At 59.6% G+C, this 23,889-nt stretch carries 20 protein-coding genes and 1 riboswitch; of the genes, 7 read left to right on the forward strand and 13 right to left on the reverse strand.

Features of this window, described 5'->3' with window-relative positions:
* Nucleotides 1–77 precede the first annotated feature (77 nt).
* Nucleotides 78–821: an RsiV family protein gene (locus tag HBH25_RS16150; protein WP_168084964.1), complete on the forward strand. Its 744-nt coding sequence runs from the start codon at nucleotides 78–80 to the stop codon at nucleotides 819–821.
* Here HBH25_RS16150 and cytX read toward each other — a convergent pair.
* Nucleotides 781–2,070: a putative hydroxymethylpyrimidine transporter CytX gene (cytX, locus tag HBH25_RS16155; protein ID WP_178089015.1), complete on the reverse strand. Its 1,290-nt coding sequence runs from the start codon at nucleotides 2,068–2,070 to the stop codon at nucleotides 781–783. The genes HBH25_RS16150 and cytX overlap by 41 nt on opposite strands.
* A 58-nt stretch (nucleotides 2,071–2,128) precedes the next feature.
* Nucleotides 2,129–4,015: a phosphomethylpyrimidine synthase ThiC gene (gene thiC / locus HBH25_RS16160; protein ID WP_168084965.1), complete on the reverse strand. Its 1,887-nt coding sequence runs from the start codon at nucleotides 4,013–4,015 to the stop codon at nucleotides 2,129–2,131.
* Nucleotides 4,016–4,153: 138 nt separating this feature from the next.
* Nucleotides 4,154–4,260: riboswitch (TPP riboswitch) on the reverse strand.
* A gap of 114 nt (nucleotides 4,261–4,374) precedes the next feature.
* Between thiC and HBH25_RS16165 the strand changes: the two genes are divergently transcribed.
* On the forward strand, nucleotides 4,375–5,814 hold the full coding sequence (locus HBH25_RS16165) for a TolC family outer membrane protein (RefSeq protein WP_168084966.1): 1,440 nt from the start codon (nucleotides 4,375–4,377) through the stop codon (nucleotides 5,812–5,814).
* 93 nt (nucleotides 5,815–5,907) lie between these two features.
* Here HBH25_RS16165 and waaA read toward each other — a convergent pair whose 3' ends face one another.
* Entirely contained in the window at nucleotides 5,908–7,191 is a 1,284-nt protein-coding gene (gene waaA, locus HBH25_RS16170; RefSeq protein WP_168084967.1) for a lipid IV(A) 3-deoxy-D-manno-octulosonic acid transferase, read from the reverse strand.
* An 88-nt stretch (nucleotides 7,192–7,279) separates the two neighbouring features.
* The gene (locus HBH25_RS16175; protein WP_168084968.1) at nucleotides 7,280–7,804 is read right to left on the reverse strand and encodes a hypothetical protein; all 525 of its coding nucleotides are present in this window, start codon (nucleotides 7,802–7,804) and stop codon (nucleotides 7,280–7,282) included.
* A 331-nt stretch (nucleotides 7,805–8,135) separates the two neighbouring features.
* Here HBH25_RS16175 and HBH25_RS16180 point away from each other — a divergent pair, with 331 nt between their 5' ends.
* The 4 genes from HBH25_RS16180 (at nucleotide 8,136) to HBH25_RS16195 (ending at nucleotide 11,540) form a co-directional block, all read left to right on the forward strand.
* On the forward strand, nucleotides 8,136–8,468 hold the full coding sequence (locus HBH25_RS16180) for a DMT family transporter (RefSeq protein WP_168084969.1): 333 nt from the start codon (nucleotides 8,136–8,138) through the stop codon (nucleotides 8,466–8,468).
* A gap of 77 nt (nucleotides 8,469–8,545) precedes the next feature.
* Complete coding sequence (locus HBH25_RS16185) at nucleotides 8,546–9,718, forward strand: NAD(P)/FAD-dependent oxidoreductase (RefSeq protein ID WP_168084970.1); 1,173 nt, start codon at nucleotides 8,546–8,548, stop codon at nucleotides 9,716–9,718.
* Nucleotides 9,715–10,527 carry an aldo/keto reductase gene (locus tag HBH25_RS16190; protein WP_168084971.1) on the forward strand — a complete coding sequence of 271 codons (813 nt, stop codon included), beginning with the start codon at nucleotides 9,715–9,717 and terminating at the stop codon, nucleotides 10,525–10,527. Before HBH25_RS16185 ends, HBH25_RS16190 begins: the two co-directional genes overlap by 4 nt.
* 41 nt (nucleotides 10,528–10,568) lie before the next feature.
* Nucleotides 10,569–11,540, forward strand: coding sequence for a metal ABC transporter ATPase (locus HBH25_RS16195; RefSeq protein ID WP_168084972.1), 972 nt, complete (start codon nucleotides 10,569–10,571; stop codon nucleotides 11,538–11,540).
* On the opposite strand, the gene hldE is transcribed toward HBH25_RS16195, so the two are convergent.
* The 3 genes from hldE to msbA all read right to left on the reverse strand — a co-directional run bounded on the left by hldE (nucleotide 11,537) and on the right by msbA (nucleotide 15,640).
* Nucleotides 11,537–12,958 (reverse strand): bifunctional D-glycero-beta-D-manno-heptose-7-phosphate kinase/D-glycero-beta-D-manno-heptose 1-phosphate adenylyltransferase HldE, encoded by a 1,422-nt coding sequence (hldE, locus tag HBH25_RS16200; protein WP_168084973.1) that lies wholly within the window; start codon nucleotides 12,956–12,958, stop codon nucleotides 11,537–11,539. The genes HBH25_RS16195 and hldE overlap by 4 nt on opposite strands.
* Before the next feature lie 92 nt (nucleotides 12,959–13,050).
* The gene (locus HBH25_RS16205; RefSeq protein ID WP_168084974.1) at nucleotides 13,051–13,683 is read right to left on the reverse strand and encodes a sulfotransferase family 2 domain-containing protein; all 633 of its coding nucleotides are present in this window, start codon (nucleotides 13,681–13,683) and stop codon (nucleotides 13,051–13,053) included.
* Nucleotides 13,684–13,837: 154 nt separating this feature from the next.
* A complete protein-coding gene (gene msbA, locus HBH25_RS16210) occupies nucleotides 13,838–15,640 on the reverse strand; it encodes a lipid A export permease/ATP-binding protein MsbA (RefSeq protein ID WP_168084975.1) in 1,803 nt (600 codons plus the stop codon).
* 111 nt (nucleotides 15,641–15,751) lie between these two features.
* On the opposite strand from msbA, the gene HBH25_RS16215 reads away from it, so the two are divergent.
* The gene (locus HBH25_RS16215) at nucleotides 15,752–16,393 is read left to right on the forward strand and encodes a phosphotransferase (RefSeq protein ID WP_168084976.1); all 642 of its coding nucleotides are present in this window, start codon (nucleotides 15,752–15,754) and stop codon (nucleotides 16,391–16,393) included.
* Here the strand turns inward: HBH25_RS16215 and HBH25_RS16220 are convergent.
* From HBH25_RS16220 to HBH25_RS16245, 6 genes are all read right to left on the reverse strand, one after another.
* Complete coding sequence (locus tag HBH25_RS16220) at nucleotides 16,368–17,522, reverse strand: O-antigen ligase domain-containing protein (RefSeq protein ID WP_168084977.1); 1,155 nt, start codon at nucleotides 17,520–17,522, stop codon at nucleotides 16,368–16,370. The genes HBH25_RS16215 and HBH25_RS16220 overlap by 26 nt on opposite strands.
* A gap of 91 nt (nucleotides 17,523–17,613) precedes the next feature.
* Nucleotides 17,614–18,570 carry a glycosyltransferase family protein gene (locus HBH25_RS16225; RefSeq protein ID WP_168084978.1) on the reverse strand — a complete coding sequence of 319 codons (957 nt, stop codon included), beginning with the start codon at nucleotides 18,568–18,570 and terminating at the stop codon, nucleotides 17,614–17,616.
* 34 nt (nucleotides 18,571–18,604) lie between these two features.
* Nucleotides 18,605–19,999, reverse strand: a complete 1,395-nt coding sequence (locus tag HBH25_RS16230) for a PIG-L deacetylase family protein (protein WP_168084979.1) — start codon at nucleotides 19,997–19,999, stop codon at nucleotides 18,605–18,607.
* Nucleotides 19,996–20,892 carry a GNAT family N-acetyltransferase gene (locus HBH25_RS16235; RefSeq protein WP_168085060.1) on the reverse strand — a complete coding sequence of 299 codons (897 nt, stop codon included), beginning with the start codon at nucleotides 20,890–20,892 and terminating at the stop codon, nucleotides 19,996–19,998. Before HBH25_RS16235 ends, HBH25_RS16230 begins: the two co-directional genes overlap by 4 nt.
* A complete protein-coding gene (locus HBH25_RS16240) occupies nucleotides 20,892–22,022 on the reverse strand; it encodes a glycosyltransferase (protein ID WP_168084980.1) in 1,131 nt (376 codons plus the stop codon). The genes HBH25_RS16235 and HBH25_RS16240 overlap by 1 nt, the downstream gene beginning before the upstream one ends.
* Nucleotides 22,006–23,763, reverse strand: coding sequence for a carbamoyltransferase family protein (locus tag HBH25_RS16245; protein WP_168084981.1), 1,758 nt, complete (start codon nucleotides 23,761–23,763; stop codon nucleotides 22,006–22,008). Before HBH25_RS16245 ends, HBH25_RS16240 begins: the two co-directional genes overlap by 17 nt.
* Between the last annotated feature and the right edge of the window lie 126 nt (nucleotides 23,764–23,889).

The following is a 23,889-nucleotide window of genomic DNA, read 5'->3' on the forward strand; positions in this document are numbered from 1 at the left end:
GCAGCGCCGTAAGCCTATGGCGAACTCGCCTTAGCGTTTATAGTCCAACCCCGACTTCATCATCGCCAGGGATTTCCATGTCACCCTTGAAAATTTCAGCGCTGGCGCTTCTAGCGTTGAGTCTTGGCGCCTGCCAAAGCCTTTTTCAACCCAATTACGACAAACCGCTCAAAACCGAGCGTGAGGCCTGGGAACACATCAAGCCCGGTTGTACCACAGCAGACTGCCCGCTGGTAAACCTGGATACCGTGCATTTTCCCGATGAGCCTGCGCTGGATACGCTTGTACAGCAACGCCTGGTCCAAATGACGCAGGACAATCCAGATGTTGCGCCCACGGCGTCATTGCCGGCCTACGAGCAACAGTTTCTGGGCAGAGCACAAACTGGCAACGCCACCTACCTGCAAGCCAAGGTAAGGGAACAGCATGACGGGCTGGTGATTGTGGAACTGTCCAGCTACCTGGACACCGGTGGTGCCCATGGCATGCCGGGCCGCGGGTTCATTACGTGGTCACGCGAGCAACATAAGGCACTGAGCCTGGCCGACATGGTAGTGCCAGGCCAGGAAGCCACCTTCTGGCTGGCTGCCCAGGAAGCGCACCGGGGCTGGCTGATCGCGTCCAAGCTGGACCAGGACGCTGAATTCATCAAGAACTGGCCGTTCCAGCGCACTGACAACATCGCCCTGGCGTCTGATGCAGTGGTGCTCAAATACAATGTTTATAGCATCGCGCCGTACGCCATGGGCCACATCGAGCTGAAAATCCCCTATGCCCGGCTCAACGGTGTGATCCGGCCGGAACTGCGCCCACGCCGCTAAGCATTTTTGATAGTACTCCGTGCAGCGCTCCTGCCATGACCAAGGATGGCAGCGTGGCGCCCACGCTTGGCCAGTAACGGGCCAAGAAGTGGTACAGCACAATCCCCGCTAGCCACGCTATCACTGCCGGGGCGCGCCATGCCGGACAGGTGCCTGCCACACGACGCCGGCGCAGCAGGTAGTGGTCCACCAACACCACACCGAACAGTGGCGCGAATACCGAGCCGATCAGCAGCAGGAAGTTCTGGTACTGGGCCAGCGGCGCGAACGCGGCAATGAGGGTACAGGCCACGCCCACCATCACCGCCAGGTGTTCAACCTTCAGCCGCACCAGCAGGCCCGTAGAAACCGCTGCCGAATGAATATCGGCAAACGCATTCTCGGACTCGTCCAGCAAAATCAGCAGCAGCGGAATGCCCAGGCCTGCCCCTGCCAGGGCCAGCAGCAACGCATTGGTTTCCCCACTGGGCGCGAACGCCAAGGTATAGGCCACTCCCAGGCCCATCAGCCAGACATTGCCCAGCAGGAAGCCCAAGGCCGTACCCGTGAATACCTGACGTGCCGACCGGCCAAAACGGGAGTAGTCGGCAATCAGCGGCAGCCAGGACAGCGGCATGGCGATTGCGATGTCGAACCCTACGGCAAAACTCAAGGAGCCATCCCCTGCACGCGCCCAGAGTGCTGCCAGGTCTGCCTTGGCAAACAGGTTCCAGGTCAGCCACAGGCACGCGGCCAGCAACAGCCAGATACCCCACCTGCGCAATACACGACGCACAAAGGTGAGCGGGCCGCCTACAGCCAAGAGGGTGGCCAAGGCACCGAAGGCCAGGGTCCAAAGCAGTGGGTTGGCCAATGGGCTGGCTTCACCCCAGCGGGTGGTGGCTAACAGACTGGCCGCATCGCGCATCACGATCAGCTCGAACGCCCCCCACCCTATCAACTGCAACAGGTTGAGCAGCGTAGGGAGCATCACGCCTTGGCGGCCCAGGCTGGTTTTGAGCGAAGCCATGGCTGAAAGGCCCGTATCGGCGCCAATCACCGCCACGGCAGCCAGCAGCAGCACCCCCACCGCCGTGCCCAGCACAATGGCCAGCACGCCGTGGGCCAGGCCAAGGCCCGGTGCCAACAAAGCGCCGGTCTGCAAGACCATCAGGCCGACGCCCAGGGAGAACCACAGGGTAAACAGATCACGGGCACCGAATACACGGTGCTCAGGTGCAACAGGAAGGTCAGGCGAATAGTGAGTCAAGGGGCAGGCTCTCGCAGCAAGATAAACGAGCGCCCGGCTTAGCCAGGCGCGCAGGGTTTCAAAGCTTGTGATACAGCTGGCTGCCTTCGGCCTTGAACCGCTGGGCCTGCTGGCGCATCCCCTCTTCGGCGTTTACCTCCACGCTGGGAATCTGGTTCGCTGCGTACTCGCGTACCTCCTGGGTGATTTTCATGGAGCAGAACTTCGGCCCACACATGGAGCAGAAATGCGCCACCTTGGCCGACTCCTTCGGCAGGGTTTCGTCGTGGTACGCCCGTGCAGTATCCGGGTCCAGCCCCAGGTTGAACTGGTCCTGCCAGCGGAATTCGAAGCGCGCCTTCGACAGGGCATTGTCACGGATCTGCGCCCCAGGGTGCCCCTTGGCCAGGTCGGCGGCATGGGCAGCGATCTTGTAGGTGATGATCCCGGTTTTCACATCATCCTTGTTGGGGAGCCCCAGGTGCTCCTTGGGGGTGACGTAACAGAGCATGGCGCAGCCGAACCAGCCGATCATCGCCGCGCCAATGCCAGAGGTGATGTGGTCGTAGCCAGGGGCAATGTCTGTGGTCAGTGGGCCGAGGGTATAGAACGGCGCCTCGTCGCAGCATTCCAGCTGCTTGTCCATGTTCTCTTTGATCAACTGCATGGGCACATGGCCCGGCCCTTCGATCATGCACTGCACGTCGTGCTTCCAGGCGATCTTGGTCAGCTCGCCCAGGGTTTCCAGTTCGCCGAACTGGGCTGCGTCGTTGGCATCGGCAATGGAACCGGGGCGCAACCCGTCGCCCAGAGAGAAACTCACATCATAGGCCTTCATGATTTCGCAGATTTCATCGAAATGCGTGTACAGGAAGTTCTCTTGGTGGTGGGCTAGGCACCACTTGGCCATGATCGAACCGCCACGGCTGACAATCCCGGTCACGCGCTTGGCGGTCAGAGGCACATAGCGCAGCAATACCCCGGCGTGGATGGTGAAGTAGTCCACGCCCTGCTCCGCCTGTTCGATCAGCGTGTCACGGAACAGCTCCCAGGTGAGGTCTTCGGCCACTCCGCCCACTTTTTCCAAGGCCTGGTAGATGGGCACGGTGCCGATAGGCACCGGCGAGTTGCGGATGATCCACTCACGGGTTTCATGGATATGCTTGCCTGTGGACAGGTCCATGACGGTGTCCGACCCCCAGCGGATACCCCAGGTGAGCTTGGCTACTTCCTCCTCAATGGACGACCCCAGCGCGCTGTTGCCAATGTTGCCATTGATCTTCACCAGGAAGTTGCGCCCGATGATCATCGGTTCCAGCTCGGTATGGTTGATGTTGGCAGGGATGATCGCCCGGCCGCGGGCCACTTCATCGCGCACGAACTCGGGCGTGATTTCCTTGGGAATGCTGGCGCCGAAACTATGACCGGGGTGTTGGTCGGTCAACAGGCCGGCTGCCCGGGCTTCCTGCAGCTTCATGTTCTCCCGGATGGCGACGTACTCCATCTCAGCGGTGATGATGCCTTGCCGGGCATAGTGCATCTGGCTCACGTTGGCGCCTGCCTTGGCGCGGCGCGGGTTGCGCACGTGGGCGAAGCGCAGCTTGGTCAATTCGGCATCTGCCAGGCGCTGCTGCCCAAAACTGGAGCTCAGGCCTGGAAGGCGTTCAGTGTCGCCCCGGTCATCGATCCAGCCCGAACGTACATCGGCCAGGCCTTTGCGTACATCGATGCGGGCAGTGGGATCGGTATAGGGGCCCGATGTGTCATACACCACCACCGGCGGGTTGATTTCACCGCCAAAGTCCGTGGGTGTGGCGTCGAGGCTGATTTCGCGCATGGGCACGCGGATGTCCGGGCGAGAACCCTGGACGTACACCTTGCGGGACCGTGGCAAGGGTTGGACGGACTGCTGATCGACCTGGGCCGATTCACTGAGGTGAGATACGTTGTTTTTCTGATCGCTCATACAGGTGCTCCAGCCAGGCAAAGGAACGTCGAGGCGAACCTGGGGCGCAATGGACCTGTGGCAGCGAAGCTGTGCTGGAACGGAAAGAGGCGTTTTCGCAAACGACATCCCGGACCGAGCACAAAGAGGACTCGCCGGGAAGCGAGAAATCTTGTTCCCTACGCAGGCATCAACCTGATCAGGTTCAACGGGATCCGGAATTATCCGATCTCAGCCCCTCGCTTGGGGCACCCCGACAAGAACGATGCAAAGCATAGCCACATAGCAGTGGTAACGCCAACCGCTCATGGATAATACTTCCCCCGCGCAGGTCGTACAGGCCAGGCTGCAGTGGTGGGCTTAATAACAAAGGATTGACTATGTTTCGCGCAATACGGGTGGCAGTGGGGATGGTGGGCTTGCAGGCTTTGGGCGCTTATGCGGCCACCGCACCGTTGGCCAGCCAAAATGACCTGATGAGCGTGTACCAGCAGGCGACCGAGAACAACGCAGACCTGGCGGCGTCGCGCGCAGACTTCGCAGCGCGCCAGGAAGCCGTACCCCAAGCCCGCGCCGGGCTGCTGCCGAACCTGTCCGCGGGCGCCGACGTAAACGACACTCGTCTGGCCCTGGAGCAACCCGCCAGAACGGCCACCCGCAGTGGCACGTCCTATCGGGCAAGCCTTAGCCAGCCGATTTTCCGAGCGGACCGCTGGTTCCAGCTCAAGGCAGCAAAGGCCACCGATGAGCAGGCGGGGCTGGAACTGTCGTACACCGAGCAGAACCTTATCCTGCAAACCGCCGAGCGGTATTTTGCCGTGCTGCGCGCCCAGGATGGCTTGGCCACGGCACGTGCAGAAGAAAATGCCTTGCGCCGGCAACTGGACCAGTCCAAGGAACGCTTTACCGTGGGCCTCACGGACAAGACCGACGAGCTGCAGTCCCAAGCCAGCTACGATACCGCGCGCGCCAATCGCAGCCTGGCCGAACGCCAGGTGGCCGATGCCTTCCAGGCCCTTATCACCCTGACCAACCGGGAATACAACGCGATTCAGGGTGTAGTGCATACCCTGCCCATACTGCCGCCGTTGCCTAATGACGCCCGCGCCTGGGTGGATACGGCGTCACAGCAGAACCTGCAGTTGCAGGCCAGCAACTTTGCCGTGGATGCCGCCGAACAGACGCTGCGTCAGCGCAAGGCCGGGCATGCCCCTACCCTGGACGCCATCGCCCAATACGAAAAGGGCGACAACGACAATTTCCAGTTGAGCAACCCGACCGGTATCAACGGGCTGGAGTACGGTGGCGATGTGGAGCGGCGCACCATTGGTTTGCGCCTGGAGGTTCCGCTGTACAGTGGTGGCCTGACCAGCTCCCAGGTACGTGAGGCCTATCAGCGTTTCAGCCAGAGCGAATACCGCCGCGAAGGCCTGCGCCGCCAGGTGGTAGAGAACACCCGCAACCTGCATCGCGCGGTCAACACGGACGTGGAACTGGTGGGCGCGCGCAAGCAGTCGATCATTTCCAACCAGAGCGCCGTGGAGGCCACGGAAATCGGCTACCAGGTGGGCACCCGCAACATCGTGGATGTACTGGACGCCCAACGCCAGCTGTATGCCTCGGTACGGGACTACAACAACAGCCGCTACGACTACATTCTGGACAACCTGCGATTGAAACAGGCTGCCGGGACCCTGAGCCCCCAAGACTTGCAAGACCTGGGGCAGTACCTCAAGCCGGACTACAACCCGGACAAGGACTTCCTGCCACCAGACCTTCAGGCCCAGGCGCAAGCCCTGCTCAAGCCAAACCGCAAATAGTCCTGGGGCGCAGATTGCGCCGCACCGCGTTATAGAAGTGTATCTTGTAAGACCGGTCGCAGCCGAAGGCGCAGGCCGGGAACACAAACCCCGTCAGCGCTGTTTCTTCACCAACCCACCCACCGCTGCCAGCAACCGCTCCAACGCACCCTGGTTCGCTTTCATCACAGCCAACCCGGCTTCGCCCTTACGACGGGCGTTCTGGGGCAGTTCGATCAGGTTGCGCACGGCCTCGGCCAGGTGCTCGGCATTCTCTACCACCTCCAGCGCCTTGGCGTCTTGCAGGCGCTGGGCAATGTCCTGGAAATTGAACAGGTGTGGGCCACTGAGCACCGGTTTGCTCAAGGCGGCAGGTTCGAGCAGGTTGTGGCCGCCATTGGCTACCAGGCTGCCCCCCACGAAGGCAATGTCGGCCAGTGCATACAGAAACAGCAACTCGCCCATGGTGTCGCCTAGCACCACCTGTGTACCTGGCCCTACCGCTTCGCCTGCGGCGCGGTGAGCAAAGCTAAAGCCCGACTGCTCGATTACATCGCCCACCTGAGCGAAGCGCTCCGGGTGCCGGGGCACTAGTATCAGCAGTGCGTCACTGTGGCTGGCCAGCAGTTGTCGGTGTGCGGCCAGAACAATTTCATCTTCTCCCTGGTGTGTACTGGCGGCGATCCAGACGGGCCGCTGGGCAGCCTGCCATTGCTCACGTAGCGCATGCGCCCGCTGACCCAAAGTGGAGTCGGGGTGAAGGTCGTACTTGATGGAACCGGTCACCGTGACAGTTTCGGCCCGCGCGCCTAGGTCAAGAAAACGCTGAGCCTCGGTGTCGGTCTGCACCGCCAGCAGGCTCATCTGCCTGAGCATAGGGCCAGTCAGGCCGGCAAATCGCCCATAGCCTCGCGCAGAACGGGCAGAGAGTCGGCCATTGGCCAATGCCACAGGAATGCCACGCCGCGTGCACTGGTCCACCAGGTTGGGCCACAGTTCGGTTTCCATGATGATGCCCAGGCTGGGCCGTACATGGTCGAGGAAGCGGCCCATGGCCCACGGCAGGTCATAGGGCAGGTAGCAATGTTGCACGCGAGGGCTGTCGCCAAACAACGCCCTGATGCGCTCGGAACCGGTAGGCGTCATGGAGGTGAGGGTGATCGGCAACTGGGGGTAGCGCTCCAGCAGCGCACGTACCAAAGGCGCGGCGGCGATGCTTTCGCCCACCGACACGGCATGCACCCAAAGGCCGCCCTGCGTCATGGCAGGCAACCCACGCCCGAAGCGCTCGCCAATGCGCTGGGCATACGCCGGCGCCCGGCGAGCACGCCACCACAGGCGCAGGGCGATCAGCGGTAAACCGAGGTGAAACAGGAGGGTATAGAGGGGTCTTTTCATGGCGAAGAAGTGTACCCCAGGGGCTAGGGCTCGTGATGAGCGCAAGTGTTTTTTCTTTTGGCCAATATTCTAGAAAAATTGCTATCCATCAACCATTAACAGCCTTATCCACTTGTGCGCTGTCAAGTTCGGCATCGGTGCTACTAATGATTTTTATATCAAACACCTGCTCAATCACCTGTTTTGGCCCTTGATTCAAGCTCCACGTAAAAAACACCAGGAACCCCAATAAAGAAACGAAAACCACGGACCCAACGACACTCTGCCAGACGCCTATCCAGAATCCAGGCCTAATGCTCTTTATCTCTTCATTAGCCTTATCGGCATAGTACTTTTCCAGACGCTGAGCTTCAGTGCTCAAGCTTATATCAAGAAAATTCTGGGCTAGCTGGCTAGCCTGATTGCGATAGCTTTCAAGCTGTGATGCGCTGTTACTAACATCATGAAACGGGACGAGATCTTTATCAGCAGGATTATTTCCAGTCTTATCTTTGAAATTTCGGATGCATTCTATTTTTTGCCGCTTATACAGGGAATAGGCGATAATCCCCAGTATGTCATCTTCACTCTCCACCAACTCCTTGTATATGTAATTGTAGCTTCCATCGGCCATCTGTTTTTCAACCCTGCCTTAGACGAAGCGAGGCGCTTTTAAAGGCCGCCTTGATTTCACTAGTACTTTTGCGACCGCTTGCGATAATAGCGGCCACTTCAGTCGGCAAGGTCAGGGTTGCATCGCTTCGAGCAGAGGGCATTTTCGAGTTTGCTTTAGTAACAAGGACACGAGAAAAAAATGGTTCGATTCCATATTGATATCTCCTCTCAAGTTGTACTTTTTGACGCTTCCGCTATGTTAGCTTGACTGAGAGACGACCTCAACCACGTAGCTTGCTCCTCTTCTCCCCCCCTGATTTAGAATGCAGCAAACACCCTAAGGACTTGCCATGACCGCCTACTACTACCTGGCTATCGCCATCTGCGCTGAAGTGATCGCTACCGTGTCCATGAAGGCCGTCAAGGGGTTCAGTACACCGCTTCCGCTCACGCTGGTGATCATCGGTTATGGCATTGCGTTTTTCATGCTCACGCTGGTAGTGCGCTCGATTCCGGTAGGCATTGCCTATGCCATCTGGGCTGGCATGGGCATCGTGATGGTGAGCATTGCGGCGCTGTTCATCTATGGGCAACGGCTGGATGTGCCGGCCATGGCCGGCATGGGGCTGATCGTGGCAGGGGTGGTGGTGATCCAGCTGTTTTCGAAAACGGCGGGCCACTGACCCCTGCGGCGAGTTTGCGGTTTCGGTGACCGCTACACAGGTATACTGACGGCCTGTTTTGCGCAATGAGGTCACTGATGCCCACCCCTATTTCCACTGATGTGCTGATTGTCGGCGCTGGCGTCGCTGGCCTATGGCTCAACGCACGCCTGCGCCGGGCAGGCTGGTCTACTGTACTGGTGGAGCAAGGCAGCCTTGGGGGCGGGCAGACGCTCAAGTCCCAGGGCATTATTCACGGGGGTGCCAAATACGCCCTGCACGGCGCGCTGACCGGCGCTTCGGAAGCCATTGCCGACATGCCACGCCGCTGGCGTGAGGCCCTGGCCGGTACCGGTGAGCTGGACCTACGCGGCGTGCGCCTGCTCTCCGAAGCCCATTATTTGTGGTCCCCGGGCACGCTGGCAGGCAACCTCACCAGCTTTTTCGCTAGCAAGGCGGTGCGTGGGCGCGTGGATGCGGTCAAGGGTGACCAACTGCCACCCGCGCTGCAAAACCCTGCCTTCAAAGGCAAGGTTTACCGCCTGGCTGAATTGGTCGTGGATGTGCCTAGCCTGGTCGCCCGCTTGGCGGAGCTGGCACAGGGCAGCCTGCTGGCCGCTGAACGCCTTGAACCCCTGCGTGAGGGCAACCAGGTGGTAGGGCTGCTTGTGGACGGGCGGGAAGTGCGTGCACAGCGGCTTGTACTGAGCGCCGGCGCGGGCAACGAGACGTTGCTCAACGCTTTGGGTGTCAGCCAGCCAGCCATGCAGCGCCGGCCGCTGCATATGGTCATGGCCAAAGGCGCTGCGCTCAAGCCGCTATACGCCCATTGCCTGGGAGGAGGCCCCAAGCCGCGCATGACCGTGACCACCCACCCTGCCCCGGATGGCCAATGGGTGTGGTACCTGGGCGGGGAGCTGGCCGAGGCCGAGGGCGTGGCTCGCAGCGAAGCGCAGCAGATCGCGGCCGCACGCCACGAAGTCAGCCAGTTGCTGCCCTGGGTAGACTTGAGCCAAGTGCACTGGGCAACCTTGCGTGTAGACCGTGCCGAACCGGCCCAATCCGGCCTGGTACGGCCAGACAACGCCTTTCTTGCCGACGATGGCCCGCTGCTGGTGGGCTGGCCGACCAAGCTGGCGCTGGCACCCGACTTTGCTGACAGGGTAATGGCAGCGTTCAACCGCGATGGCATTCAGCCCGGCCCAGCAATGCCTCTGCCTGAACTCCCCCAACCACCTTTGGGCAAAACTGCCTGGGAGGCACTGCCGTGAGCCTGCCTTCTTTGCATGATCTGCACCGTCCCCTGGGGGCCACCGGCCTGGCCGTCTCACCTCTCGGGCTGGGCACCGTCAAGTTTGGCCGAGACCAGGGCGTGAAATACCCCAATGGCTTTACCATCCCGGACGACCAGGCCGCTGCTGCACTCTTGCGTCAGGCGCAAGCACTGGGCATCAATTTGCTGGACACTGCCCCTGCCTATGGGCACAGCGAAACCCGCCTGGGCCCACTGCTGCGTGGCCAACGCGACCAATGGGTCATCGTGAGCAAAGTGGGGGAAGAGTTCGAGAACAATCAGTCCCGCTTTGATTTCAGTGCCGAGCACACTCGCCTTTCTGTCGAGCGCAGCTTGCGCCGGTTGGAAACCGACTGCATCGACCTTGTAATGGTGCATTCAGACGGCAATGACCTGCATATTCTGGAACACACCGATGTGTACGAAACCCTGGCCCGGCTCAAGCAGGAAGGCAAGCTGCGCGCCTATGGTTTCTCGGGGAAAACCGTGGAAGGCGGGCTCAAGGCGCTGGAGCACGGTGACTGCGCCATGGTGACCTACAATCTGAACGAACAGACGGAACGGCCGGTCATTGAATACGCAGCGTTACATGACAAAGGCCTGTTGATCAAAAAGGCACTGGCCAGCGGCCACGCATGTCAGCAGCCAGGCATCGATCCGGTACGCGCGAGTTTTGAAGCCCTGTTTACTCAGCCGGGCGTGACCGCCGCCATAGTCGGCACTATCAACCCCGTGCATCTGGCCCATAACGTGGCCACTGTCGCCAAGGTCCTGAACAATCACTAGGGTGTGTAAGGGATGTGGCGGCACGCTAATAAGGAATATTCATGCCGCGCACCCTTCTCCGCAACAACCCTGCCAATTTCAAGACCTTGCCCCTCTCGGTAGAGGCGACCCCTGAAGGGCTTGCCTATCAGGGGGTGGGCATGCCAATCAACTTTAGCCAAACCCTCGAAAAGCGCCGCCCCATCACCGTGGAGGACCCGCACCGCTTTCGTGTGGAACTGGCTAACCTAGGCGTGTCCGTGCGCATGACGCTGGTATGGGAAGGCCTGGAATACTGGGTGCTGGTGCGCCATCAGCGGGTCGACCGTGGCGATGTTGTACTCAAGTTGATTTCCGGGTATGTGCCAGCACATGAGCTAAACCTGCCGCTTCACACCGCTGTTCAAGAGGTTGCCGAAGAATGCCTGTTGGAAACCCCAGAAGGTTGGCTCAATGGCCGCTTCAAGGATACCTGGCTGCCAACGCCCTATAGCCCCGCACTGCGGTATCGCGAAACAGCTCCCTTCACACTGAGCCCTGCCAAGGGAGAGGCCCTGCCTGTGCGCAGTGGCAACCTTACCCTTATCGAACAGCCACGTGCTTATGTGCACTTGCCCACGGCCTCGTTGCAACTGGTCTACGACATGCGCCTGGAAGTGCCTAGGGAGGCCCAAGGCCTAAGCTTGTATCACGTGGACGAACGCTTGGAAAAAGGGGAGCTGGTTACGCGGCTTAATAAAAGCCGCCCTGACCTATACCTGATCCCGTTGAAAAACGGCGCACCGTTACCAGAACTGTATACCTTGCGTAAAGGCAGACTGACCAAGGCGCCTACCCGTGGCCTGTACCTGGCTGAAAGCTTCGGCCGCCAGGAAGGCTGGGTGGTCAGTGAAGACCGAGTACGTTGGCGCGAATGGCTGGCACGCCAGGGCATACATGCGCCGGTCAAGCCCAAGACCGGCCTCAAGCGCATTACCACCAAAGCCAAGGCGTTCATGCGGCTGGTGCGCAAAGGCAAAGGCGGCAAGCCTTAGCGGTTGCGTATCTTCTCTACAATGGCCGTGGTGGAGCTGTTTTCCACCAGCCCCAGCACTTGCACAGTGCCGCCGTATTCCCTGACGATATCGGCGCCTACCACCTGATCCACGCCATAGTCGCCCCCCTTGACCAATACGTCCGGCTTAACCTGACGCAGCAGGTTTTCAGGGGTATCTTCCGAAAAGCTGACGACCCAATCCACCGCCCCTAACCCCGCCAGTACGGCCATACGCCGGTCCACACTGTTGATCGGGCGACCAGGCCCTTTCAGGCAGGCCACCGATGCATCGTCATTGATGGCCACGATCAAGCGGTCCCCTTGCATTCTGGCCTGCTCCAGGTAGGTCACATGCCCAGCGTGCAGGATATCGAAGCAACCGTTGGTAAATACGATCTTCTCGTGATGCGCACGGGCATCCTCGATGGCCAGCAGCAACTGGTCCAGGGTCAGGACACCGCGCTCGGACCCTTGCTCACGGGAAATGGCACGGCGCAACTCGGGGGCGCTAATGGCCGCCGTGCCCAGTTTGCCTACCACGATACCCGCCGCCAGGTTGGCCAGTGCCACGGCCTGGGGAAGGGCTTCGCCTGCTGCGATGGCAGCGGCCAGGGTAGAGATGACGGTATCACCTGCACCGGTGACGTCGAACACTTCGCGGGCGCGCGCCGGCAGGTGCAGCGCAGGATGCTCCGGGCGCAGCAGCGTCATGCCATGCTCGCCACGCGTCACTAGCAATGCGCCCAACTCAAGCTCTGCCATCAGTGAAGCGCCTTTGGCAACCAGGTCAGCTTCGTCAGCACAACGGCCCACGATCGCCTCGAATTCGCTCAGGTTTGGCGTGATCAGGCTCGCTCCGCGATAGCGTGTGAAATCCTTGCCCTTTGGGTCTGCCAGTACCGGGATGCCGCGCTGAACGGCCGCCTGAATCAAGGCCTGGTGGTTTTGCAAGGCGCCCTTGCCGTAATCAGACAGTACCAGCACCTTTACGCCTGCAAGCAGCGACTCGACATCGTGGCTCATTTGAACACCGTCGGTAGCAAAGGGCTCTTCAAAGTCGATGCGCAATAGCTGCTGGTGGCGGCTCATAACACGCAACTTGACGATAGTCGGTTGGTGGCTGATGCGCTGGAACCTGGTGTTCACACCTGCAGCGCTCAGGCTGGCCGACAGGCTTTCGGCCGCCTCGTCTTCGCCAGTTACGCCCACCAGCGACGCCGGCGCACCCAGGGCTGCGATGTTCAAAGCCACGTTCGCTGCACCACCCGGGCGGTCTTCGATCTGGTCTACGCGCACCACAGGCACCGGTGCTTCCGGCGAAATGCGGGAGGTGCCGCCATGCCAATAGCGATCGAGCATCACATCACCGACCACCAAGACAGGTGCTTGATCGAAACGCGGCATCGACAACTTCATGGCCCAACCCATCTACAGTTAACAGGGCGGCGATAGTAACACAGGGCAGCAAAACCCCCGAACTCCGGTGCCGGGCAGGGCACTCCAAGGGCTCAAGCGTAGCCCAGCAGCTCGTAGTCTTGTGCGTAAAGCATGCGTAGCCGCTTGCGGGTGAAAGCGCCTACGGCATAGCGCACCCGCTGCGGGGTACGTTCGTAGGCTGTATCGGACCAAGGCAGCACGGCAGGAATACACAGAAAATCCCGTAGTGAGCCAAAATCCCGTAGCAGTGTTTCGTAATGGCCCAGGAAATCGAGCTTGAGATCGCCTCTGGCATCTACCAGAAAATCGCTTTGAGGTGCGAATTCAGGGTGGTTCAGGATTGTGGCAGGGGTCATCCAGCGCGCCACGAACCGGTCGAAACCTTCATCGGCATCCATGTCCGTCGCCGCTTCTGCTGCCCGAAACAGCTCGGCCTCCATCAGCCGCGCCCAGGCCACATAGGCGCGCTCTACAGGGTCACGCACAAAGGCAAACTTGAAGCTGGTGGCGTAATGCTCGGGAAACGTACGCTCATACCACCGTAGCGGCACATGGCCGGGGTTGGTAGCGCCGAACAACGCGGCATGGATTGCGTCGCCTTCACAGCCGAATACGTTGATAAAGAGGCATCGGTTGGTACGGAAGGGCTCAGGCAGCCGCCGTGGGCCACGGGCCGGTAGCCCACCCCCCGACAGGCTGCCCATTGATGGGCTAGCTAGCGTTTTGACAAGTAATGACTTCACGGTGAGACAGGACAGTATCCCCTCTGGCAGGGCCATGCAGGCCAGAGTAGACAGTAGCAAATTGCCACAGGGGACACACTAGCGGTTCGTCCGGTTGCTTACTTCAGCCAACGTATCAGGCAATGTCCCTTTTGCCCGGCTCTTCCAGGCCCATCGCATGCAGCCTGGCGTAGAACCCGTTTTTCTCAAGCAGCGCCTGGTGAGTCCCGCGCTCTACGATCCGGCCCTGGTCCATGACCAGAATGAGGTCGGCTTTTTCGATTGTGGATAGCCGGTGCGCAATGACCAGTGTAGTACGCCCTTTCATGACGTGATCAAGGGCCCCTTGGATATGCCGTTCGGACTCGGTATCCAAGGCGGAGGTCGCTTCATCCAGGATAAGAAGGGGGGCATTCTTCAATAGGGCACGCGCGATCGCCAGGCGTTGGCGCTGGCCACCTGACAACAGCACGCCGTTCTCCCCTACATCGGTATCAAATCCTTGGGGAAGCTGTTCGATGAAGTCCCGGGCAAAGGCAGCCGTGGCTGCATCAATGATGTGTTCGCGCGGCGCACCGGCCAGATCGCCATAGGCAATATTGTTGGCGACAGTATCGTTGAACAGTGTGACCTGCTGATTCACCTGAGCTATATGCTTGCGCAGGTTGCGCAACCGATAATTCTGCACTTCCAGGCCATCCAAGAGAATGGCGCCTTCAGTATGGTAGTAGAAGCGCGGGATCAAGTTGGCCAGCGTGGACTTGCCACTGCCGGAACGGCCTACCAAGGCGATCATCTGCCCGGGCTCTGCTGTAAACGTAATGTCATTCAAAACGGGCTTGTCAGTACCAGGGTAAGTGAACGTAAGGTTACGCACTTCAAGCCGGCCGCTGATTTGATCACGCTCTAGCGTACCTGTGTCTACTTCAGGCGATACGTCCAGTTGTTCGAAGATACTCTCCGCCCCTGCCACACCGCGCTGAATGGTCGAGCTCACTTCCGACAACTGTCGAATCGGCTTAGGCAACAGGCCGGCGGCCGTGATATAGGCCACAAGGTCGCCTGCGCTGGCATCGCCGCGCAGCCACAACACCAGGAACATCAGCACCGCCATGGCGGTGTAGATCACCAGTTGCAGCATCGGCGTATAGATGGCACTGGTCTTGGTCATGCGCAATTGTTTGTCGGTGTTGCTCTGGCTAGCCTGCCGAAAACGCTCAGCCTCATAGTGCTCACCGCCGAAACTACGGACGACCCGGTAACCTTGGATGGTTTCGGAAGCCACGTGCGTGACATCACCCATGGCGACCTGGATCTTTTTGCTTTGCTTGCGAAATTTTTTGCTGGTGCTGCTGACCATGATTGCAATGATCGGCAAGATGGCCAACATCACCAGTGTAAGACGCCAGTTCATCAGCAGCAGGTAGCCAAACAGGAAGACCACCGTCAGGCCTTCGCGAATCACAACTTTGATGGCATCCGTAGCGGCACCCGTGACCATGGTCACGTTGAACGTAATCCGCGAAATCAAGTGCCCAGAGTTATGAGTATCGTAATAACGGTTAGGCAGCACCAACAGCTTGTCAAACAGAGACAACCGCAGGTCATGGATCAGCCCAAGCGAGACCTTGGCGAGAAAGTAGTTGCCCAGATAGGACCCCAGCCCCTGCCAAGCAGCGATCAGCACGATAAGCAAAGGGACTGCCTGCAGCAACTGCAGGTCGCGCAGGTAAGGCACAGTAGGGAACAGTACTGCCTGCGGGTTATTCAGCCCATCGACGAAATACTTGAGGATACCTGCCAACATGGGCTGGGTGGATGCGAATACCACAAAGCCCACGATACTAAGGCTGAACAACCCTACATATGGACGCATGTAGGACAATAGCCGCAGATAGATTTTCAGGCTCGAGGGCTCAGAAGGCTCAGGGTTGCTCATGAGAAATCATCGTGTTGAAAGAGCCGCGCAGTGTACCACAGGGGCCATCATAGAGCCGGGTGCGCTACCATAGTGGTCGCCCCACCTTGGAGGGCCTGTGCAGGAGTAGGAATGCAAGCGCTTGATTGCGGCCGTTACATGGCCTTGAGAGAAGGAGCCCAGGTACTGGAAGCCGATGGTTCCGGGGACAAGGTGCTACGGCTCCAAGACGGCTCCATGCTCAAGCTGTTCCGGCGAAAGCGCCTGTTCACGTCGGCGGCCTGGTACCCCTACGCCAAACGCTTTGCCGACAATTGCAATCGCCTGGCAGCGCGTGGCATTCCCTGCCCGAAGGTGACAGGCCTGTATCGCATCAGCGAGATCGAACGCGATGCTGTGCACTACGCCCCCTTGCCTGGCCACACTCTTCGCCAGCTCATTGGCCAGGAAGCCGCATCATCTGCGCTACAAAGGCAATTGGGCAGTTTCATTGCCCACCTGCACGAAACAGGCGTGTATTTCCGATCTGCTCACCTAGGTAACATAGTGCTTACCCCCGAAGGCACGTTAGGCTTGATCGACATTGCCGACCTGCGCTTCTATCGCCGCCCCCTGAGCCGTTCACTGCGCGAGCGCAATTTCAAGCATATGCTGCGTTACCCGCAGGACCAGCAATGGCTTGCCGAGGAAGGCGACGCTTTCGTAGCAGGGTACATGGCCGGGCAGCAGTGCTGCCCGGCACACGCCGTCAGCGCGGCGCTGGCAGGGTCTTGATCCGCTGATGCAATGCGCCACCTAAAATAACGGCGGCTGGCAGTAGCACCAGCACCCATAGCTCATCCGGGTTGCCTACCAGCTTGCTGCCATCGAAGTTGAGCATTAGCAAGGCAGCTGCCAGGTACAGCCCCCATGGATCACGCTGGCGCCAGGCCTGCCAGAGCGTAGCAATCATAAGGGGCAGGAAGATCAACAGGGATACCCCGCCGGTGTACAGCCCGAACGCAACGAAGATGTTGTGCGGATGCGGAATAGGAATGCCTCCGGGCAAGGTTTGAGTGGTGTGGAAATTCACCCCGCACCCTAGTACCCACCCACAATGCATCCATTCGCCGGTCATGATGCGGAACAGGTCCATCCGGTAGGAGTCGCCTCGGCCGATCAGCGAAGTCAACCAAGGCTCGTTCCACATGGCCCATAGAGCTACGCCAGTGCCCAGCACGAGTACTGTGACAATTGCACTTGCGATGCGCGGGTAGCGGTAGATACTGTACAGGCTCCATAGGCCCACGATGAAAAGACCGCCCACGATGCCAGTACGGGTCTGCAGCACAAAGGCTACCGCCACGAAGGCCAGCAGACCGGCCAGGGCCATCTCTACATACCGTCGCTCACGGGTCCATGTAGGCAGCGCCAGGCCAAGCGCGCACATGAGCCAGATGCTTGTATAAATCACGTTTTCCATTCGGGCGGGCAGTATGTCTACCCGCGAACCGAAGGGTATGTGGCCTGACAGGTAGGCGTACGTGGCACAAGCATAGGTGTACAGGGCGAGCATCCAGAACAACGCACGGGCTACCCCGCCCCGGTAGAAGAAGTCCCGCTCTGGCAGGCTAGCCACTATGAACACGAACAGCCCGGTATAGAGGATATGCTTGTAGAACTGCGTACCCTCTTCTCGCGCCGCGGGCACTAGGCACCACGCCAGAAGCACCAACCACCCAATTGCAATGGGCTGACGGAACAAGCCTGCACCCCTACAACGGATCAATGCTACCAACCCAGGCAGTGCGATAAAGGCGTAATACAGGTTGTTGGTCCACTTCGCCGAGCTTTGGAGGACAAAGCTCAGGATGAACGCCACCAAAGCGTACGTGAAATAGCGGTGGTAAGACTGACTTGTCAAAAACGGCCCCTTAGGCTTAATGCAATGTAAGCGACACACATGCCGCCTGTGTAAATACGCCTAGCAGGCCAAGACGTCCATGAAGCTGTACTCAGAAACCCAATGCGGCGCGTAAGCGGGCCAAGGGACCCGGGGCAGGCTGCAATCGCAAGGGTGCTCGCAGACATTCCACGATCTGCGCACCTATGCTGTGAAACCCGTAACGCTCTTGAACCAGGGCCTGCCCTTGGGCGGCGATTTCCCGTGCCAGTTCAGGCTGCTCTCGCAGCACGCGTAGCTTATGCCGCAAGTGCGCCAGGTCTTGGTAAAGCACCACATTTTGCATGTCATCAAAACCTAGTGCCCGGTTCTCTTCTTCACCCTGATCGTAGGCAAGCAGAACACAGCCAGCGGCCATGGCTTCGAAATTCTTGATCATGTACTCACCCATGCCCACATCAGCGCTTACAAAGAAGCGGATACGGTTGAGCATGGTGTTGTAATCGGCGCCCGACTCCGTTCGGGTTACAAGCAACTCCTCCACATCGGCCAGAGCCTCCAGGAACGCCTTGCGCTGGGCGTAGGCAACGCTCTTCAAGCTGCCTACAAACCCCAGTTCTATATCGCGTACAAGCCCTAGCTCGCCGACAAGGGTCTGGTCATAACCCTTTGGTACGAAATGCGCGTCAAAGCCTTCATCGCGCAGCCGCTGGGCTACCTGAGCCCCTGAGCTGATAACCCGTGCCCAAGGCAATTGACGGTAATGCTCACTGAATTTCCCGGTGTATTTGCAGGCAATGTAATTCTGGTAGGCATCGTGTTCGAGGATGACCAGGTTAGGCAGCGTACGGATGAACGCTACCTGTCGAATCTCTTGTTTAAAACGCAAGAAGAACAGGATGCGGTCGTACCGACCTATATCGACCTCCCGCTTGAAATACCGACGCAGGTGTCGCTGCTCATCACTATCCAGCCAGCGCAGGTCGCACTCGCAATGCTCGGCAACACCTTTGTACAGCTCATCCAGAATGGCGCGCTGGTCCTTTTGCACTAGAAACAGAACCTTCATAAACGTCTCTCATCACCTGCCAGGATGTCACGCATCATCGTTCAAGCCGCCATAGAAGCTCATGGCGCCGCACGGCCTTACGGAAAAACTCATTCTCACCTTCCACGGCCCAGCGCCGACCGGCCAGCACGTGTTGAAGCACGCGACGTACACGTCGTTTGAGTGCGAGCCGAGGTTGCAAGTCATGCATCATGCCAAGTGCCATCGCTTTGTTCATTCGAGCGTGTTCATCCAGCGGCAGGCTGACTGGCCAGAAGGTTGTACCCGGCTCGAACACCGGCGGCAGGGCAATACCTTCATGAGCGTTGCCCATGGGCCAGCGATCGTTGTCATGCAGGTGGTTCGCATAGCCCAGCAGGTGTGTGGGCTGCCAGTGGGTACTGCGCAATGCTTCCCGCACGGCGTGGTGCGCCTGCACATGATCAGGGTGCGGATCGAGCGTGGTATCTGGCAAAACGATCACGCCTGGGCGGGCCTGCTCAATCAGCGCGCGCAAGTCTGCCACCAGGTTGTGCCATGTGGGCTTTCCATCATCACCCGGTAACGCCAGGGTATTGAACTGCCGGAACAGGCGCGTATCGCACAAGCCGGCCTCTCGAGAAGAAACGAGCTGTTGCGGCGCGGCTCGCATGGCCTCGAGCTGCAAGCAGAAGTATCCCAGTTGCACACAGCGGGCTTCAGGCACACCCGCCCAGCGCGGTACGGCAATGCTGTCCCAGGCACGAAGGCGCCCTTTGAGCTGGGCTGCCTGCTCCTTGGCAAGGCCCATGGCTTTGTAGTGCTCAGCCTCTACCTCACCTGCGGTAAGGGTGACGATCCAACTTTCCACAGCCTGGCTGTACAGCCCAAAGGCTGCCAGCTCCGCATCATCGGCATGCGGCGCAATCACCATTACACGCTGTTCACGGTAGTTGGGCTGGACAAACACCCATACCTTCGGCTCGCCGACGATACGACAGTACCGGCCCTTCAAGCGTACACCTTCCTGGAGAGCGCTGGCGTGTGCAGAAAGGTTCAGGTAACGCAGGCCTGCACAGTTTCGCTCGAACGTCTGAACATCGGCGTGCTCGATGAGGACCGCCGGGTCCAGAAAACGACTTGGCACCGTGCCGCGAAGCTGTACCTCGACAATGATAGTCAGGTCGCTCCCTGTGGGCAGGGGGTTTGTCACACACAGCCGGCCATCAACCCAGCTTGCCTTGGCCTGTAGCGCACCCTCGCCAAACGCGTACTGGTAATCTTGCCGGGGCGAGTAAAACAGGTGGTCAGCGAACCAGGCTTCATGAGCGGCCCACGACAATAGCGCTAATATCGGGGTGACCCACCAGGCGACAAATATGCCGATAAGCAGGAAGGCACTGATGCCTACGAACAATGCCAACCGTTTGTTGCGGCGGTGACGCTTGAGGAGCGCCTGCTTGCGGCTCATACCTTGAATACCGGTGTGGCATTGCACCAGCGGGCCTTGTACTCACGGTCGGCACGCCCGAACGAAAACCGCAGGTCTTTACCCAGTGCGCGTGCATCCTCCCAGGCGGCTTGAGTATTCAAGTAACTGAGCACACTGCCTGGGCTAAACGCTCGCGTCTGCGGGTCCACGCCGCCGTTGACGTACTCCACGCTGACCCATTCCGGCGCTTCTACACGGTAGACAAGCTGTATGGCTATGGCGGCGTCATTGAGAAACAGTACAGAGCCCATCATGAACGTTTGTAACAGCGTCAGTACATCCGCCATACGATCGGCACCCGTAGCCGGGAAGCCCCAGCGCCGCTGGAACAACTCACAGTAGAGCGCGGCAAATTCCGCCGGTGAAAACTCGCTGACGGCCCGCACTTGTCCCCCTGCGTCTTCCAGCAACCGGAGTTCGCGGCGCTGGTTGTAGCGAAACTTCTTGGACAAGGCCTCGGGTTCACGTGCCAGCGCCAAGGTTTCGGCCTGCATCGAAAGGCCACTGAACCGCCCGGTATTCGGCTCACCCAGGTAACGCCCGCAATGGCGCAATGGCGCCAGGGTGCCGGGCTTTGCGGGCAGAATGATTTCCGCATTGCCCAGGTCGAACATCCCCTTTTTGCCCCGTTGCTTGAGCACGTCCTTGGACAAGGCCAGGTGCCGGCCCCAGACAGGCACTGCGGCACAAAGCTCGCCGCCTTGCTGCCAGCCCAGGTAGCGAACCGGGATGTCGGCCAGGCCCGCCAAGCGCTCTACCACGTCAGGGTGGGTCGCTACACTGCCTCCAAACCGGGCCCAAGCGCTGGCATAGTCAGCAGCGCCTATCACGTCCCAGCCTCGCTCGCGCCAGTATTGAAACCTGTTTAATATCATTGGCGCTTACTCAACAGCTCCACCGTAGGCAACTGCCAGAAGGCGCTTCTTACCGAATCGTCACTGAAACGGTCCTGTACGCGGTCCTGAAGTGCCTTGGCCAGGGCGTCACGACGGCTCTGGTCGTAACCGGCCACTTCGGCCAGCAGGCCGGCCAACGCTTGCGTATCCCTAAGCGGAAACAATAAACCGACGCCTTCCACCACTTCTTGTGCGCCGCCACACGCGGTGGCAATGACAGGAACGCCTGCAGCCATCGCTTCGAGCAACACCATTCCAAAGGGCTCATGATCCGAGCTAAGGGCGAATACGTCGAAGGCCCTGAAATAACGTGCAGCATGGGTAACCTGGCCGGTAAACGTTACGCGCTCGACAATACCTAGCTCCAGAGCGAGCTGTTTCAGCGCAGCTTCCAGCCTGCCCTCACCCATGATCACCAACCGTGCTGCCGAAGGCAGGCACGGTAACGCCTGGGCAAACCCTCTCAACAACGTAGCCTGGTCCTTATCCGGGTGCAGCCGGCCAGCGGTGCCCACAATCCAGTCGGCCTCCGGCAGGCTTAACGCCTTGCGTGCATCTGCTGCACTGTACAGCCTGTGCTGGCGGGCCTTGATGTCTACCCGGTTGTACAAAGTCTGGATGCGCTCGGCAGGCCAGCCAGCCAGGCAGCGGCGCATATCATCCCGTACGGCATTCGATACCCCCAGCAGGCTGAGCCGGCGCTTGAACAGGTGAGCGAACAGGCGACGCCCCGGCCGCTGGTAATCGCCGAAGGCGTGATGCACGCCTATAACAGGCAAACGGGTGGCCAGCAGCGTGATGTAGATCGGCTTGAAACGGTGGGCAATGCAGAATGCGAAGTTCCGGCTGGCCACGATGGCGCGAAGCTGAGCAATGGCCTTCAGTTTCAAGCCACGCACGTCACGCGAAGACAGCTCCATGAACAGCACCTCGGCTGAATCACAGGCCGCAGCCACCTCAGGGTTGGCACGGCCTGTAAGGAACACCGTTGTCACCGCGTAACCACTGCCGGCGAACAGGCTGGCGTACTGCCGGGCGCAGTCCAGAAAAGGACCGTCATACCCGTGGCAGAACTGCAGTATCCGCCGCTCAGGCGCTTGTGTCATGGGCGTTCACGCCTTCCTTCACCACCAGAATATCCTCCATGATCAGGTATTGCAGGTCCGACCCGAAGAACATGTTCAGTGCGTCAGTAGGCGAGCAGATCATGGGCTCACCACGGCGGTTGAGCGACGTATTGAGGGATACCCCATTGCCTGTAAGGTCTTCGAGGGCCTTCATCATGTCGTAGTAGCGCGGGTTGTATTCGCGCTTGAGCACTTGGGCACGGGAGGTCCCGTCCTCGTGAACCACTTCCGGCACGCGGGTTTTCCACTCTTCAGCCACCTCGAACGTGAAGGTCATGAAGGGGGCCGGGTGGTCGACCTTGATCATCTGCGGCGCCACGGTATCGAGCATGGATGGGCAGAAGGGGCGCCACCGCTCGCGGAACTTGATCTGATGGTTGATGCGATCAGCCACACCCGGCACGCTTGGGCAGCCGATGATCGACCGGCCGCCCAGTGCACGCGGGCCGAACTCCATGCGCCCCTGGAACCAGGCGACGGGGTTGCCCTCTACCATGATTTTCGCGATTGCCTGAGGCATGTTCTCGATCTGCTTCCACACCGGCTTGCTCGGGTGGCGAGCACAGGCGGCGATCACGTCCTCATTGGAGTAGGAAGGGCCCAGGTACACGTGCTCCATCTTCTCGACAGGCACACCGCGAGCATGGGAGACATAGGCAGCCGCCCCTACGGCCGTACCGGCATCGCCGGAGGCAGGCTGCACGAACAGCTCTTTCACGTCCGGGCGAGCGATGATCTTCTGGTTCAGCTTCACATTCAGCGCGCAACCACCGGCGAAGGCCAGCTTGCCGGTTTCCTTGAGCACGTCGCCCAAGTAGTAGTCGATCATCTGCAACGCAAGCTTTTCAAACAGCGCCTGCATGCTGGCGGCATAGTGGATGTAGGGTTCGTCGGCGATGTCACCCTCGCGCTTGGGACCCAGCCACTCGATCAGCTTGGGCGAGAAGTAGAAACCCTTGCCCTTTTCCTTGTAACGGCGCAGGCCAATCACGTTGGCGTAGTCGGTGTTGATCACCAGTTCGCCATTCTCGAAAGAGGCCAGGCGTGAAAAGTCGTACTTGCTGGCATCGCCATAGGGCGCCATGCCCATGACCTTGAACTCGCCATCGAGCATCTCAAAGCCCAGGAATTCGGTGATCGCGCCATACAGGCCGCCTAGCGAATCAGGGTCAAAGAATTCCTTGAGCTTATGGATCTTGCCGTTTTCACCATAACCGAAGAAGGTCGTAGCGTACTCACCCTTGCCATCGATCCCCAGGATCGCGGTTTTTTCCGTGAACCCTGAGCAGTGGTAGGCACTGGAGGCGTGCGCCAAGTGGTGTTCGACAGGCTCGATCTTCACTTTCTTAGGGTCGAAACCCAGCTGCTCCAGGCACCACACGATCTTGTTGCGATAGCGCTTGTAGCGGCGGTTGCCCATCAGCAGTGCGTCCAGCGCGCGGTCTGGGGCATACCAGTACCGCTTGGCGTAGTGCCAGCGCGCCTTGCCGAACAGGCTGATGGGCGCAAAAGGAATGGCGACCACGTCTACGTCGGCAGGCGTGATACCAGCCTGCTCCAGGCAGAACTTGGCCGATTCGTACGGCATGCGGTTCTTGGCATGCTTGTCCCGTACGAAGCGCTCTTCCTCAGCGGCAGCGATGAGCTTGCCGTCGATGTACAACGCAGCGGAAGGGTCGTGGCTGAGGGCGCCGGACAGCCCGAGAATCGTCAATGCCAAGGGTCAGAGCCTCTGTTTGCTCAATACGCGCCATAGTGGGCGCCGATATTGCTGTTAATCGAAAACGCCGGAGTATAACTCAACCGCCGTCGCCTCAATACCTATGCACGCCCCGCCCTCGGCTAA

It is taken from the genome of Pseudomonas quercus, assembly GCF_012033695.1.
In the GTDB taxonomy this organism is placed as follows: domain Bacteria; phylum Pseudomonadota; class Gammaproteobacteria; order Pseudomonadales; family Pseudomonadaceae; genus Aquipseudomonas; species Aquipseudomonas quercus.

Excerpts from the sequence above, each read along its gene's own strand:
- HBH25_RS16150 (WP_168084964.1), top strand. The coding sequence starts at position 78 with ATGTCACCCTTGAAAATTTCAGCGCTGGCGCTTCTAGCGTTGAGTCTT.
- thiC (WP_168084965.1), bottom strand. The coding sequence starts at position 4,015 with ATGAGCGATCAGAAAAACAACGTATCTCACCTCAGTGAATCGGCCCAG.
- HBH25_RS16165 (WP_168084966.1), top strand. The coding sequence starts at position 4,375 with ATGTTTCGCGCAATACGGGTGGCAGTGGGGATGGTGGGCTTGCAGGCT.
- waaA (WP_168084967.1), bottom strand. The coding sequence starts at position 7,191 with ATGAAAAGACCCCTCTATACCCTCCTGTTTCACCTCGGTTTACCGCTG.
- HBH25_RS16175 (WP_168084968.1), bottom strand. The coding sequence starts at position 7,804 with ATGGCCGATGGAAGCTACAATTACATATACAAGGAGTTGGTGGAGAGT.
- HBH25_RS16180 (WP_168084969.1), top strand. The coding sequence starts at position 8,136 with ATGACCGCCTACTACTACCTGGCTATCGCCATCTGCGCTGAAGTGATC.
- HBH25_RS16185 (WP_168084970.1), top strand. The coding sequence starts at position 8,546 with ATGCCCACCCCTATTTCCACTGATGTGCTGATTGTCGGCGCTGGCGTC.
- HBH25_RS16195 (WP_168084972.1), top strand. The coding sequence starts at position 10,569 with ATGCCGCGCACCCTTCTCCGCAACAACCCTGCCAATTTCAAGACCTTG.
- hldE (WP_168084973.1), bottom strand. The coding sequence starts at position 12,958 with ATGAAGTTGTCGATGCCGCGTTTCGATCAAGCACCTGTCTTGGTGGTC.
- HBH25_RS16205 (WP_168084974.1), bottom strand. The coding sequence starts at position 13,683 with ATGGGCAGCCTGTCGGGGGGTGGGCTACCGGCCCGTGGCCCACGGCGG.
- msbA (WP_168084975.1), bottom strand. The coding sequence starts at position 15,640 with ATGAGCAACCCTGAGCCTTCTGAGCCCTCGAGCCTGAAAATCTATCTG.
- HBH25_RS16215 (WP_168084976.1), top strand. The coding sequence starts at position 15,752 with ATGCAAGCGCTTGATTGCGGCCGTTACATGGCCTTGAGAGAAGGAGCC.
- HBH25_RS16225 (WP_168084978.1), bottom strand. The coding sequence starts at position 18,570 with ATGAAGGTTCTGTTTCTAGTGCAAAAGGACCAGCGCGCCATTCTGGAT.
- HBH25_RS16230 (WP_168084979.1), bottom strand. The coding sequence starts at position 19,999 with ATGAGCCGCAAGCAGGCGCTCCTCAAGCGTCACCGCCGCAACAAACGG.
- HBH25_RS16240 (WP_168084980.1), bottom strand. The coding sequence starts at position 22,022 with ATGACACAAGCGCCTGAGCGGCGGATACTGCAGTTCTGCCACGGGTAT.